This window comes from Methylobacterium sp. CM6257 (assembly GCF_054611515.1).
Genome location: NZ_CM137735.1, coordinates 4,176,638 through 4,189,406 on the forward strand (window position 1 = coordinate 4,176,638; position 12,769 = coordinate 4,189,406).

The window sequence follows — 12,769 nt, forward strand, 5'->3', positions numbered from 1 at the left end:
CAGACCTCCGACGGGGGCCGGATTCGGGGATCGACATCACGGATCGACCGCCGATTCGCGCCCATCCCGGGCACTCGACATCGGCAGAAGGATGCGGAACGCCGTGCGGCGCGGGGCGGGATCGCATTCGACGATCCCGCCGTGATCGCCGACGATCTTGGCCACCAATGCAAGACCGAGGCCGGAACCCTGCGCCTTGGTGGTGACGAACGGATCGAACAGGTCGGGCAGCAGCTCGGCCGAGATGCCCGGGCCGTTGTCGCGCACCGCTACCTCGATCGGCAGGCTGACCCGCTCGCGCGAGCCCGGCACCTGGAGGCGCAGGCCCGTGCGGAAGGCGGTGGAGAGGGTGATCTCGCCCTCGACCGCGTCCGGGCCGATCGCCTCCGCGGCGTTCTTCACGAGGTTCAGGATCACCTGGATCAGCTGATCGCGGTTGCCGAGCACCGGCGGCAGCGACGGGTCGTAAGTCTCGATGAAACGGATGTGCCGGGCGAAGCCCGACTGTGCCGAGCGCTTCACCTGGTCGAGCACCCCGTGGACGTTGACGGCGCCGCGATCCGAGGGGCGCTCGTCGCCGAATAGCTCCATGCGCTCGACGATGCGGACGATCCGGTCCGACTCGTCGCAGATCAGCCGGGTGAGCATCCGGTCCTCCTCGGCGCCGGTGCTCTCCAGGAGCTGCGCGGCACCGCGGATGCCGGCGAGCGGATTCTTGATCTCGTGGGCGAGCATCGCGCCCAGCGCCACCATGGAGCGGGCGGCGCCGCGATGGGTGAGCTGGCGGTTCATCTTGTCGGCGATGGTCCGCTCTTGGAGCATCATCACCACGGCGTCGCCGTCGTCGCCGAGCGGCGTCGCGAACACGTCGACGCTGCGCTCCAGCCCGAGCCGGGGCTGGGTCAGCTCCACCCGGTACTCGCTGACGCTGGCGCGGCGACGCCGCACCTCGGCCACCAGGGCGATGATCGGCGAGGCGAACGGGATGATGTCGCGCAGGCGGCGGCGCTGCATCAGCCGGGCGGAATAGTCGAAGAAGGCCTCCGCGGCGTGATTGCAGTGGAGGATGCGCTCGTCGCCGCCGATGGTCAGGACCGGCAGCGGCAGGGCGTTGAGCACGGCTTCGGCGGCCGTGTCGCGCCGGCTGCCGGGATCCTGCGGGAAGGGATCGTCGCTCACGCGGCCTCCCGGACCGAGTCGGCCGACCCCGCGAAGGCCCGGGCCAGCAGGGCGAGCGCGGTGTCCGGGTTCGTGGTGGTGAGGAGCGCCGACCGCTCCGCCGGATCCAGCGCCCCGCCGGTCTCGGCATAGGCGGCGAGGTGCTTGCGCGCGTGGCGTACCCCCATGTCGCGCCCGTAGAGCGACAGGAGGCCGGCGTAGTGCTCGGCGGCCATCGCGGCCTGCACGGCCCGCGACGGCTCGGCCGCAGCCCGGCCGGCGAGCGCCGCGGCGACCTGTCCGACGAGCCAGGGGCGCCCCGTCGCGGCCCGGCCGATCATGACGCCCGCGGCGCCCGATGCCATCAGGCAGGCGCGGGCGCTGGCGAGGTCGGTCACGTCGCCGTTGGCGATCACCGGGACCGACACGGCCTCGACCACGGCGCGGATCGCGCCCCAGTCGGCCGTGCCCTTGTAGAATTGCTGCCGGGTCCGCCCGTGGACCGTCACGGCGTTGAGCCCCAGCCGCTCGGCGCGGGCGGCGAGATCGGCGGCGTTGCGGGTGGCGTCGTCCCAGCCGAGGCGCATCTTGACGGTCACCGGTACCTGAACCGCCCCGCGGACGGCGGCGAGCAGGCGCTCGGCATGGTCGAGGTCGCGCATCAGCGCCGAGCCCGAGGCGATCCCCGTCACGATCTTGGCCGGGCAGCCCATGTTCACGTCGATCACGTGGGCGCCTCCGGCCTCGGCCAGCCGGGCGGCGTCCGCCATCGGCCCCGCCTCGCATCCCGCGAGCTGGACCACATGGAGATCGACTCCGGACCCCTCCGCCCGCAGAGCGGCCTCACCGGAGCCCCGGGTGAATTCCCGCGCCGCCACCATCTCGGAAACGACCGCGTCCGCGCCGCAGCGCCGTGCGATCCGACGCATGTGCAGGTCGGTGACGCCGGACAGCGGCGCGAGCAGGCAGAGCGGAGCGGCATCTCCCCCTCCGTCGATCGCAGGCTCGCGGCGTAGCGCGCTCAAATAATGATCAGTCGCCATTCTGCACAACAATGAGGCAAGGCCGATCCGCTGGCAAGCGGGGCCGCGCGTTGATTTCGGGTCCTCCCCCGCTTAAACGACGGGCATCCTCACCGGCAGGGGATCGGCGGCACGGCTGGGCCGCGCGCCGGCCCTCGGTCCAGGCTCCTGATCCCACGAGTTCGTCGCCCATGTCCGTCACCGGCACGCCAGCCACCGGACCCGCCAGTGCGGGGACCGGCGTCGCCGCGGTGGTGGTGGCCGCCGGCCGCGGCATCCGGATCGGCGGCGGCACGCCCAAGCAGTACCGCCGGGTCGGCGGTCAGGCCGTCCTGACCCGCACCCTGGCGGCCCTCGCCGCGCAGGCTGCGATCGACCGGATCCAGCCGGTGATCGCCGCCGACGCGGCCGAGTTCTTCCGCGCCTGCCTGGACGAGCTCGATGCCGGGATCCGGACGAAGATCGCGGAGCCCGTAGAGGGGGGCACGACGCGCCAGCTCTCCGTGCGCGCCGGGCTCGAGGCCCTGGCGGCCGACGCAGCGCCCGAGATCGTGCTGGTGCACGACGCCGCCCGCCCCTTCGTCGATGCGGCGCTGATCGCCCGGGCGATCGATGCCGGCCGCGACCACGGCGCGGCCGTTCCCGGCGTGCCGGTGACCGACACGGTCAAGCGCGTCGTCGACATCGCCCCGGGGATCGGCCGCGTGCACGAGACTCCGCCCCGGGAGCATCTGCGCGCGGTGCAGACGCCTCAGGCCTTCGCCTTCGGCCCGCTGCTCGGCGCCCACCGGGACGCCGCCGCGCAGGGCCTCGATGCCTTCACCGACGACGGCGCGCTCGCCGAATGGGCGGGCCTGCCGGTGGTGGTCTTCGCGGGCGACATCGCCAACCGTAAGATCACCCAACCCGCCGACCTGATCGAGGCCGACCGCGCCTTCGCGGCCGGCACCGCCGCAACGTCCCTATCCGGAGCCCGCGCCATGACCACCTACGTCACCCGCCTCGGCACCGGCTTCGACGTGCACGCCTTCACCACCGGCGACCATGTCTGGCTGGGCGGCGTGAAGATCCCGGCCGACCGGGGCGTGCTCGCCCATTCCGACGGCGACGTGGCGCTCCACGCCCTCACAGACGCCCTGCTGGGCGCCATCGCGGACGGCGATATCGGCACGCACTTCCCGCCCTCCGACGAGCGCTGGCGCGGGGCTTCCTCCGATCAGTTCCTGGCCGATGCCTGCGGGCTGGTCCGAGCCCGGGGCGGCCGCATCGACCACCTCGACATCACCGTGCTCGCCGAGGCGCCGCGCATCGGGAAGCACCGCGAGGAGATCCGGGCGCGGATCGCCGCGATCGCGGGCGTGCCGCTGAGCGCGGTCTCGATCAAGGCCACCACCACCGAGAAGCTCGGCTTCGTGGGCCGCGCCGAGGGGCTGGCCGCCCAGGCTGCCGCGACGGTGCGGCTGCCGGAGGAGGACGGCCCCGCCCTCGACGCGCAGGCCGAGACCGCGATGCGCCAGGGCTGAGCGGTCAGGCCATCCGCAGCAGCAGCGCGATCGCGGCGATTCCGAGGGACGCCAGCGTCAGCAGGATGCCGCCGCCCCGGCAGGCGAACTGCCGCGGCGAGTTCGGGGGCGCAAACATCCCGATCGGATGCAGGATCCGGCCGACCAGCAGAGCGAGCAGGAGCCCCTGGACCAGCCCGTGGCCGGCGCCCCCCGCCTCGAGCAGGCCGACGAGGATCAGCACCAGCGGCACGAATTCCGAGAAGTTCGCGTGCGACCGGATCCGCTTCAGGACCGCGTCGTCGCCGCCGTCGCCGAACAGAACGTTCTCGGAAACCCGACTCGCGATGACCCATCCCGAGAGCCCCAGATACAGGAGGGCGAGCAGCCCGGCATAGACGGCCGTGGTCGCGGGAAAGGCCATGGGTCCCGTGTCTCCTGTCGGGGGTTGCCGATCCTTGAGCCGCGACCGGCCTTGCGTCACAACATGAGATAGGGCGCGACCGCCCGCTGGGAGCCTGTTCGCGATGATCGACGACACAGCGCTGCTCGCGCGCGCCGAGACCCTGATCGCGGCCTACACGGCGGCCGGGCGGACGATCGCCACGGCCGAATCCTGCACTGGCGGCCTCGTGGCCGCCCTGCTCACCACGGTGCCCGGCTCGTCGGCCGTCGTGGAGCGCGGCTTCGTGACCTATTCGAACGAGGCCAAGGCCGAGGCGATCGGCGTGCCCATGGACCTGATCCGCCGGCACGGCGCCGTCAGCGAGCCGGTGGCCCGGGCGATGGCGGCCGGCGCTCTGGCGTCGTCGCGCGCCTCGGTTGCGGTCGCGATCACCGGCATCGCCGGCCCGGGCGGCGGCAGCGCCGAGAAGCCGGTCGGGCTGGTGCATTTCGGGCTCGCCGTCCGCGGTGGCGGCGCGCGCCACCTGGAGCGGCGCTATGGGGACCTCGGGCGCGCGGAGATCCGCCGCGCCGCCGTCGCCGACGCCCTCGGCCTTCTGGAGGAAGCGTCCGCGCCCTGATCCGGGCGCGGCTTGGGGGAGACGGCGGATGGATACGGTGACGACCCGGCTCTGCGTCGTCGGCGGCGGTCCCGCCGGGATGATGGCCGGGCTGCTCTTCGCCCGCGCCGGGATCGCCGTCACCGTGCTGGAGAAACACGCCGACTTCCTGCGCGATTTCCGCGGCGACACCATCCATCCCTCCACCCTGGACCTGATGGACGAGCTGGGCTTCACGGAGCGCTTCCGCGCCCTGCCCCAGCGCCGTGTCACGCGCTTCTCCGGCGTGGTGGAGGGGCGCAGCTACGGCGTCGCCGACTTCAGCCGGCTGCCGACCCGGAACCGCTTCCTGTCCTTCATGCCGCAATGGGACTTTCTGGACTTCCTGGCCGGCGAGGCCGGGCGCTACCCGGGCTTCCGGCTGATCCGCCGCACCGAGGCGCGCGATCTGATCGAGGTGGAGGGCCGAGTCGCGGGCGTGCGGGCTGAGGGGCCGGACGGACCGGTGGAGATCCGGTCCGATCTGGTCCTCTGCGCGGATGGTCGCCACTCGCGGATGCGCGCGTGTGCGGGCTTCACGCCCCGCGCCTACGGGGCGCCGATCGACGTGCTGTGGTTCCGCCTGCCCCGCCGGGCGGGCGACCCGGAGGCGGCGGCGGGGCGCTTCGGCCCGGGCCGGATCCTGATCACCCTCGACCGGGGCGACGCGTGGCAATGCGCCTACGTGGTGCCGAAGGGCGGCGACGCGGCGCTCCGGGCGAGGGGATTGCCGGCGTTCCGGGCTGCGGTGGGGGCCATCGCGCCGTTCCTCGCCGACCGCACCGACGGGATCGCCGACTGGGACGACGTCAAGCTCCTGACCGTCACGGTTGACCGGCTCGACCGCTGGCACCGCCCCGGGCTGCTCTGCATCGGCGACGCCGCGCATGCCATGTCGCCGGTGGGCGGTGTGGGGATCAACCTCGCGATTCAGGATGCGGTGGCGGCAGCCAATATCCTGGCCGGGCCGCTGCAAGCGGGTCGCGTCGTCGAGGCCGACCTCGCCCGGGTCCAGGCCCGGCGGATGTTCCCGGTCCGGGCGACGCAGGCGCTCCAGCGGGTGATCCAGTCGCGGGTGATCGCTGCGTCGCTGGCGGCCGACGCGCCGTTCCGGGCGCCGCTGGCGCTCCGGGTGCTCGACGCGCTGCCGCGGCTTCAGGGGCTGCCGGCCCGGCTGATCGGGATGGGCGTGCGGCCCGAGCATGTGCGCGTGCCGGCGCAGGCCTGATCCGGGTCCGTCACCGTCCTCGCGCGCAGCGAGGACAGGCGGGACCTACGCACTCACGCCGTACATCCTGTTCGCCCGGCCCTCGAAGGCTTCGGTGAACTTGCGGAAGGCCCGGTCGAACATCGTGCCCATGAGGAGCCCCAGGGTGCGGCTCTTGAACTCGTAGGTGATGAAGAAGTCGACGTTGCAGCCGCCGTCGGGGCCGTCCTTGAACAGCCACCGGTTCTCCAGATGCCGGAACGGGCCGTCGATATACTCGGCCACGATCTTGAGGTTCGCGGGATCCAGGGTGACGCGCGTGGTGAAGCGCTCGCGGATCGCCTTGTAGCCGACCCCCATCTCGGCGATCAGCACCTGGCCGCCATCCGGCATGTCCTGGCGGCGGATCACCCGCAGGGATTCGCAGAGCGGCAGGAATTCGGGATAACGTTCCACGTCGGCGACGAGGTCGTACATCTGCTGCGGCGAGTGCTTCACCGCGCGGGTGACCCGGAAGGACGGCATGGTCTTCGGATTTCCTCAGGCCGAGAGCGCGGGCGACAGCTTCGCGAGGCGGGCCGCCTGCAAACGCGCGAAATCCTCACCCGCATGGTGCGACGAACGCGTCAGCGGCGTGGCCGAGACCAGCAGGAAGCCCTTGGCGTAGGCGGTGGTCTCGTAGGTCTTGAACTCGTCGGGGTGCACGAAGCGCACGACCTCGTGGTGCTTCTTCGAGGGCTGCAAATACTGGCCGATGGTGAGGAAGTCGACATCGGCCGAGCGCAGGTCGTCCATGAGCTGGAGCACCTCGTTCCGCTCCTCGCCGAGCCCGACCATGATGCCCGACTTGGTGAAGATCGTCGGGTCGAGTTCCTTCACCCGCTGGAGCAGGCGTACCGAGTGGAAGTAGCGGGCCCCGGGCCGCACCGTAAGGTACTTGGCCGGCACCGTCTCGAGGTTGTGGTTGAACACGTCGGGTTTGGCCGCGACCACGACTTCGAGCGCCCCGTCCTTGCGCAGGAAGTCGGGCGTCAGGATCTCCACCGTGGTGCCGGGGCTCGCCCGCCGGATCGCCGCGATGGTGCGGGCGAAGTGCTCGGCGCCGCCGTCCTTCAGGTCGTCGCGGTCCACCGAGGTGATCACCACGTGGTGCAGGCCGAGCTTGGCCACTGAGTCGGCGATCTTCTCAGGCTCGTCGGCGTCGAGGGCGTCGGGGAGGCCGGTGCGCACGTTGCAGAAGGCGCAGGCCCGCGTGCAGGTGTCGCCCATGATCATGAAGGTGGCGTGCCGCTTCTCCCAGCACTCGCCGATATTCGGGCAGCCCGCCTCCTCGCAGACTGTCACGAGGCCGTGCTCGCGCACGATCTTCTGGGTCTCGGTCCAAGCCTTGGAGCCGGGCGCCTTCACGCGGATCCAGTCCGGCTTCTTGGCCTGGACGGGCTGGTCGGGCCGGTGCGCCTTCTCCGGATGACGCAGACGCACGGGCCGCGGATCGTTCTTCAGGATGTCGAGGACGACGGCCATGCCACACCGCGGGGAAGCGCCCGTGGGCGCGGTCGGGATCGCCCTGACTTAAGGCGCAAGGCCGCCCGCCGCAAACCGCCGCGACGCCGGGACGCCATGCGGCGGTTGAGGGGACGGGATTTCCGTCAGATCCCGAGCAGGCGCACGAACAGCCCGGCCAGCACCGCGCCGACCAGTGGGCCGGCCACCGGAATCAGCGCGTAGCCCCAGTCGGACGAGCCCTTGCCGGCGATCGGCAGGACCGCGTGGGCGATGCGCGGCCCGAGGTCGCGGGCGGGGTTGATGGCGTAGCCGGTGGTCCCGCCCAGAGACAGGCCGATGCCCCAGACCAGCATGCCGACCATGTAGGGCGCGACGCCGCGGGGAAACGCCCCGCTGGCCCCGAGCGTGTTAGTCACGAGGGCGGAGATCGTCAGGATCAGGAAGAAGGTTGCGATGATCTCGGAGATCCAGTTGGCCTTCGCGTCCCGGATCGCCGGACCGGTGCAGAAGCAGGCGAGCTTGAGGCCGGGATCCCGCGTCGCACCCCAATGCGGCAGGTAATGGAGCCAGACGAGCGCGGCGCCCACGAAGGCGCCGAGCATCTGGGCCGGGATATAGGTGGCGAGCTTGCTGAAATCGCCGGAACTGACTGCGCCGGCCACCGTGACGGCCGGGTTGATATGCGCGTCGGCGCTGCCCGCCGCGTTGGCCACGAAGACGCCGGCGAGGACCGCGAAGGCCCAGCCCGCCGTGATGGCGATCCAGCCCGCATTCTCGCCCTTGGAATGCTTGAGCAAGGCGCCGGCGACGACGCCGTCCCCAAGCACGATCAACGTCATCGTGCCCAGGAATTCCCCAAGGAATGGTGATGTCATAGTCTTGTCTCCCCCGTTTGCTGTTTATTGTCAGAATTATACAGCTTGTACGATCGTGTGGTCGCGGAAGATGGCCACCGATATTTGCGGATCTCCAGCCTTCGTCCCCATCCTGAGGTGCCGGAGCGCGGCGGAGGCCTGGAAGGAGTCTCCAGAAGACGCACGATCCCTGGAGGCCTCCTTCGAGGTCCGTCGACGCGGGCACGTCAGGATGAGGTCGCGGGTGGGCATACGCGGTTCGAAAGGCCCTCCTGGCCCGCGCAGCCAGGAGGTGATCCGGTCAATCCTCGTCGGTCTTCCAGTCGAAGGAGCGCTGCACCGCCCGGCCCCAGGCGGCGGCGATCTTCTCGCGCTGGCCGGCATCCATCTTCGGCGTCCAGCGCTTGTCGACGCCCCAGTTGCGCTTGAGGTCGTCGAGCCCCTTCCAGTAGCCAACCGCGAGGCCGGCCGCGTAGGCGGCGCCGAGCGCGGTCGTCTCGGCGACCTTGGGCCGCACCACCGGCACGTCGAGCAGGTCGGACTGGAACTGCATCAGCGTGTTGTTGGCGACCATGCCGCCGTCGGCGCGCAGCTCCCTCACCGGGATGCCGGAATCCTTGGCCATCGCCTGCAGCACCTCGCGGGTCTGGAAGGCGGTCGCCTCCAGCACCGAGCGGGCGATGTGGCCGCGGTTCACGTAGCGGGTGAGCCCGATGATCAGGCCGCGGGCGCCCTCGTTCCAGTGCGGGGCGTAGAGGCCCGAGAAGGCCGGCACGAAGTAGACGCCGCCATTGTCCTCCACGGTGGTGGCGAGCGTCTCGACCTCCGCGGAATCCTTGATCATGTGCAGGTTGTCGCGCAGCCACTGCACCAGGGCGCCCGTGATGGCGATCGAGCCTTCGAGCGCGTAGGCGGGCTTCTCGCCATCGAGGCGGTAGGCGAGCGTGGTGACGAGGCCGGCCTTCGACGGGACTGGCTGTTCTCCCGTGTTCATCAGCGCGAAGCAGCCGGTGCCGTAGGTGTTCTTGGCCTCTCCTGGGACGAAGCAGGTCTGGCCGAACAGGGCTGCCTGCTGGTCACCCAGGATGCCGGCGATCGGCACGCCCGCGAACGGGGCCTTGGTCTCCCCATAGACCTCGCTCGACGAGACGATCTTCGGCAGCATCGCCCGGGGGATGCCGAAGGTCTTCAACATCCCGTCGTCCCATTCCAGGGTCTTGAGCGACATGAGCTGCGTGCGGCTGGCATTGGTCACGTCGGTCACGTGCAGGCCGCCCGCGGTGCCGCCGGTGAGATTCCAGACGAGCCAGGTGTCGATGTTGCCGAACAGCACATCGCCCGCCTCGGCCTTCTCACGCGCGCCCTCGACGTGGTCGAGAAGCCAGCGCAGCTTGAGGCCCGAGAAATAGCTCGCCAGCGGCAGGCCGGTGAGGTCGCGGAACCGGTCGCGGCCGCCGTCACGGGCGAACTCGGCCACCAGCCGGTCGTTGCGGGTATCCTGCCAGACCAGGGCGTTGTGCAGCGGCTTGCCGGTCTTCCTGTCCCAGATCAGCGTGGTCTCGCGCTGGTTGGTGATGCCCACGGCTGCGAGGTCGGAGGGCTGGAGGCCGCCCTTCTCCAGCGCCTCGCGCATCACCGCTTGCGTCTTGCTCCAGATCTCGCTGGCGTCGTGCTCGACATGGCCGGGTGCCGGGTAGATCTGCGCATGCTCGGCCTGGGCCAGCGCGATTACGCTGCCCTCGCGGTCGAACACGATGAAGCGGCTGCTCGTGGTGCCCTGGTCGATGGCTCCGACGTAACGGCTCATCGTTTCCTCCCCTGAGATGCCCGACCGGTCTGCCGCCGGATCGAGGCCGAAAAGATCATGCCGCCTCGGCCTTGCGGTCGAGGTAGGCGGTCAGGCGCGCCGCGCTGTCCGCACTTGTGCGCAGGCCGAGCTTCGAGCGCCGCCAGAGAACGTCCTCCGCGGTCACCGCCCATTCCTCGGTGCGCAGGTAATCGACCTCGGCCGCCGTGAGCCCGCCGTCGAAGACCTCGCCGAGATCGGCCATGGATTGCGCGGTCCCGACGATGTCCCGCGCCCGGGTCCCGTAGGCGCGGGCGAGTCGCCGCGCGGTCTCGTCAGGCAGAAACGGCTTCTCGGCCATCAGCTTGGCCAGGAACTGGTCGAAATCCGCATCCTTCATGGCGCCGCCAGGCAGAACCGCGTCGCCGGTCCAGGCCTTCTTGAGGCTCGGGAAATACGGCTTGAGCTTCTCCAGCGCGTGCTCGGCGAGCCGCCGGTAGGTCGTGATCTTGCCGCCGAAGACCGAGATCACGGCGGCCTGGCCGCCCTGGTCCTCCACGTCGAGGACGTAGTCGCGGGTCACCGCCGAGGCGTTCTCGGCCGCGTCGTCGTAGAGCGGGCGCACGCCCGAATAGCTCCAGACCACATCGGCCGGGGTGATGCGCGCGTCGAAGGAGCGGTTGATGCAGCCGCAGAGATAGTCGGTCTCTCCCTGGGAGATCGAGACCGGTCCGGGCTCGCCCTCGTAGGGGACGTCCGTGGTGCCGATCAGCGTGAAGTCGCGCTCGTAGGGGATCGCGAAGACGATGCGCTTGTCGGGCTGCTGCAGGATGTAGGCCTGATCGCCCGCGAACAGCCGCTTGACCACGATGTGGCTGCCCTTGATCAGGCGCACCGCCGCGCGGCTGTTGATGCCGAGCGTGCCCCCGAGCGTCGCGCTGACCCAGGGGCCGGCGGCGTTGACGATCGCCTGAGCGCGGATCGTGCGCTCGGCGCCGCCGCGCTCGTCCCGCAGGGTCGCAACCCACCCCTCGCCCTCGCGCCGGGCCGAGACCACGCCGGTCCGGGTCAGCACCGTGGCGCCGCGCTCCCGCGCATCCATGGCGTTGAGCACCACGAGGCGGCTGTCCTCCACCCAGCAGTCCGAATAGACGAAGCCGCGGGTCAGCCGCTTCTGCAGTGGCGCACCGTAATCGGAGCTGCGCAGATCGATCGCGTGCGAGCCCGGCAGGGTCCGCAGCCGCGCGAGGTGGTCGTAGAGAAACAGGCCGAGGCGCAGCATCCAGGCCGGGCGCAGGCCCTCGTCGTGGGGCAGGACGAAGCGCAGGGGCCAGATCACGTGTGGGGCGAGGCGCAGCAGCCGCTCGCGCTCGGCCAGCGCCTCCCGGACCAGACGGAACTCGTAATATTCGAGATAGCGCAGGCCGCCATGGATCAGCTTCGTCGAGGACGAGGAGGTGAAGCCCGCCAGATCTCCGCGCTCGGCCAGGATGACCGACAGGCCGCGGCCGGACGCGTCGCGGGCGATGCCGGTCCCGTTGATGCCGCCGCCGATGATCAGGAGATCGTAGGCGTCGGACGGCTCGCGCTGGCGCGTTGCTGCCGCCATGATTCCTCCATGCCCGCCCTCCTGGCGGGCTGGCACTATATTGAACCGGCGGCTTACTTTCGCAAGCGAAAAAAGGAATGTTCGTTACGGTTCGCCCGCGCTGTCGGCGACCGCCAGGGTCACGCCCTGCCGATCCATCAGCGCGACGATCTCGACCGGGGGCGTCCGGTCGGTGAAGAAGGTGTCGATCTGGTCCAGCCGCCCGACCTGCACCATCGGACGGCGGGTGAACTTTGTGTGGTCAGCGACCAGGAAGGTCTTGCGGGCATTCGCCAGGATGGTCTGCGTTGCCCGCACCTCCTCGTAGTCGTAGTCGAGGAGCGCCCCGTCGGCGTCGATGCCGCTGATGCCGATCACCGCCACATCGACGCGGAACTGGCTGAGCGTGTCGCAGGTGAGCTGGCCGAGCACGGCGCCGTCGCGGTTGCGCACCGTGCCCCCCGCCACGACGATTCGGAATTCCGTGGCTTCCGCCAGGGAGATCGCGACATTGAGGTTGTTGGTGATGATGCTCAGGTCGTCGTGCCGGGTCAGCTCCCGGGCGACGGCCTCGGGCGTCGTACCGATGTTGATGAAGACCGAGCAGTGCGAGGGGATCCGGCTGGCGGCGAGCCGACCGATGCGGGTTTTCTCCGGTAGCAGGGTCACTCGGCGGTCGGCGTAATCGATGTTCTCGATGCTGGAGGGCAGCCCGCCACCGCCGCGGTAGCGCTCCAGGCGTCCCTCGGCGCTCAGCTCGTTGAGGTCGCGCCGGATTGTCTGGACGGTGACGCCGAACTGCGCCGCCAGGGCCTCGATGGTGACGAAGCCCCGCTGGCGGACCGCGGCCACGATGGCGCTGCGCCGGCCTTCGACCCCGGTCGCCTCGATCCTGTCCTCGGATCTCCGGTCGAGCGGTCGCGACATCGATATTCCCTCGCGCTTCCCTTGGCCCCGTCTTCGCCGGGCTCTGCTGCGCCACCTTCGGTGGCCGGATGTTCGTTTGCGAACATCTTTCGGTTGGTGTGGCTTTCGTGCGAGCTTGGACCGCGCGCTCCTGTCCGGCAACTGCTGAGAAACCGGAACTATGCTTCCGGCCGCGT

General features: G+C 70.6%; 12 protein-coding genes. 3 read left to right on the forward strand and 9 right to left on the reverse strand.

The window, feature by feature from the left end; translation table 11 throughout:
* Positions 1–36: 36 nt before the first annotated feature.
* Together ACYCO6_RS20385 and dusB are read right to left on the reverse strand one after the other, a co-directional pair.
* Positions 37–1,179, reverse strand: coding sequence for a two-component system sensor histidine kinase NtrB (locus tag ACYCO6_RS20385; protein WP_459762701.1), 1,143 nt, complete (start codon positions 1,177–1,179; stop codon positions 37–39).
* Complete coding sequence (gene dusB, locus ACYCO6_RS20390) at positions 1,176–2,201, reverse strand: tRNA dihydrouridine synthase DusB (RefSeq protein WP_459762703.1); 1,026 nt, start codon at positions 2,199–2,201, stop codon at positions 1,176–1,178. Before dusB ends, ACYCO6_RS20385 begins: the two co-directional genes overlap by 4 nt.
* A 170-nt stretch (positions 2,202–2,371) precedes the next feature.
* Here dusB and ACYCO6_RS20395 point away from each other — a divergent pair, with 170 nt between their 5' ends.
* On the forward strand, positions 2,372–3,703 hold the full coding sequence (locus tag ACYCO6_RS20395) for a bifunctional 2-C-methyl-D-erythritol 4-phosphate cytidylyltransferase/2-C-methyl-D-erythritol 2,4-cyclodiphosphate synthase (RefSeq protein ID WP_459762705.1): 1,332 nt from the start codon (positions 2,372–2,374) through the stop codon (positions 3,701–3,703).
* Between the two features lie 4 nt (positions 3,704–3,707).
* Here the strand turns inward: ACYCO6_RS20395 and ACYCO6_RS20400 are convergent, their stop codons facing one another.
* A complete protein-coding gene (locus ACYCO6_RS20400; RefSeq protein ID WP_459762707.1) occupies positions 3,708–4,106 on the reverse strand; it encodes an MAPEG family protein in 399 nt (132 codons plus the stop codon).
* Positions 4,107–4,209: 103 nt separating this feature from the next.
* Here ACYCO6_RS20400 and ACYCO6_RS20405 point away from each other — a divergent pair, with 103 nt between their 5' ends.
* Positions 4,210–4,707, forward strand: coding sequence for a CinA family protein (locus tag ACYCO6_RS20405; RefSeq protein WP_459762709.1), 498 nt, complete (start codon positions 4,210–4,212; stop codon positions 4,705–4,707).
* Positions 4,708–4,735: 28 nt separating this feature from the next.
* Positions 4,736–5,953, forward strand: a complete 1,218-nt coding sequence (locus tag ACYCO6_RS20410; protein WP_459762711.1) for an FAD-dependent oxidoreductase — start codon at positions 4,736–4,738, stop codon at positions 5,951–5,953.
* Between the two features lie 45 nt (positions 5,954–5,998).
* Here the strand turns inward: ACYCO6_RS20410 and ACYCO6_RS20415 are convergent, their stop codons facing one another.
* The 6 genes from ACYCO6_RS20415 to ACYCO6_RS20440 form a co-directional block, all read right to left on the reverse strand.
* On the reverse strand, positions 5,999–6,457 hold the full coding sequence (locus ACYCO6_RS20415; protein ID WP_459762713.1) for a type II toxin-antitoxin system RatA family toxin: 459 nt from the start codon (positions 6,455–6,457) through the stop codon (positions 5,999–6,001).
* 15 nt (positions 6,458–6,472) lie between these two features.
* Positions 6,473–7,456, reverse strand: a complete 984-nt coding sequence (lipA, locus tag ACYCO6_RS20420; protein WP_459762715.1) for a lipoyl synthase — start codon at positions 7,454–7,456, stop codon at positions 6,473–6,475.
* A gap of 125 nt (positions 7,457–7,581) precedes the next feature.
* Positions 7,582–8,313: an MIP/aquaporin family protein gene (locus ACYCO6_RS20425; protein WP_459762717.1), complete on the reverse strand. Its 732-nt coding sequence runs from the start codon at positions 8,311–8,313 to the stop codon at positions 7,582–7,584.
* A gap of 280 nt (positions 8,314–8,593) precedes the next feature.
* On the reverse strand, positions 8,594–10,099 hold the full coding sequence (gene glpK, locus ACYCO6_RS20430; protein ID WP_459762719.1) for a glycerol kinase GlpK: 1,506 nt from the start codon (positions 10,097–10,099) through the stop codon (positions 8,594–8,596).
* Positions 10,100–10,154: 55 nt separating this feature from the next.
* Positions 10,155–11,687, reverse strand: coding sequence for a glycerol-3-phosphate dehydrogenase (glpD, locus tag ACYCO6_RS20435; RefSeq protein ID WP_459762721.1), 1,533 nt, complete (start codon positions 11,685–11,687; stop codon positions 10,155–10,157).
* Between the two features lie 84 nt (positions 11,688–11,771).
* Complete coding sequence (locus ACYCO6_RS20440; protein ID WP_459762723.1) at positions 11,772–12,593, reverse strand: DeoR/GlpR family DNA-binding transcription regulator; 822 nt, start codon at positions 12,591–12,593, stop codon at positions 11,772–11,774.
* Positions 12,594–12,769: the final 176 nt, after the last annotated feature.

What these genes read in the sequence shown, in the direction of transcription:
- dusB (WP_459762703.1), bottom strand. Translation starts at nt 2,201, where the DNA reads ATGGCGACTGATCATTATTTGAGCGCGCTACGCCGCGAGCCTGCGATC.
- ACYCO6_RS20395 (WP_459762705.1), top strand. Translation starts at nt 2,372, where the DNA reads ATGTCCGTCACCGGCACGCCAGCCACCGGACCCGCCAGTGCGGGGACC.
- ACYCO6_RS20400 (WP_459762707.1), bottom strand. Translation starts at nt 4,106, where the DNA reads ATGGCCTTTCCCGCGACCACGGCCGTCTATGCCGGGCTGCTCGCCCTC.
- ACYCO6_RS20405 (WP_459762709.1), top strand. Translation starts at nt 4,210, where the DNA reads ATGATCGACGACACAGCGCTGCTCGCGCGCGCCGAGACCCTGATCGCG.
- ACYCO6_RS20410 (WP_459762711.1), top strand. Translation starts at nt 4,736, where the DNA reads ATGGATACGGTGACGACCCGGCTCTGCGTCGTCGGCGGCGGTCCCGCC.
- ACYCO6_RS20415 (WP_459762713.1), bottom strand. Translation starts at nt 6,457, where the DNA reads ATGCCGTCCTTCCGGGTCACCCGCGCGGTGAAGCACTCGCCGCAGCAG.
- lipA (WP_459762715.1), bottom strand. Translation starts at nt 7,456, where the DNA reads ATGGCCGTCGTCCTCGACATCCTGAAGAACGATCCGCGGCCCGTGCGT.
- ACYCO6_RS20425 (WP_459762717.1), bottom strand. Translation starts at nt 8,313, where the DNA reads ATGACATCACCATTCCTTGGGGAATTCCTGGGCACGATGACGTTGATC.
- glpK (WP_459762719.1), bottom strand. Translation starts at nt 10,099, where the DNA reads ATGAGCCGTTACGTCGGAGCCATCGACCAGGGCACCACGAGCAGCCGC.
- glpD (WP_459762721.1), bottom strand. Translation starts at nt 11,687, where the DNA reads ATGGCGGCAGCAACGCGCCAGCGCGAGCCGTCCGACGCCTACGATCTC.
- ACYCO6_RS20440 (WP_459762723.1), bottom strand. Translation starts at nt 12,593, where the DNA reads ATGTCGCGACCGCTCGACCGGAGATCCGAGGACAGGATCGAGGCGACC.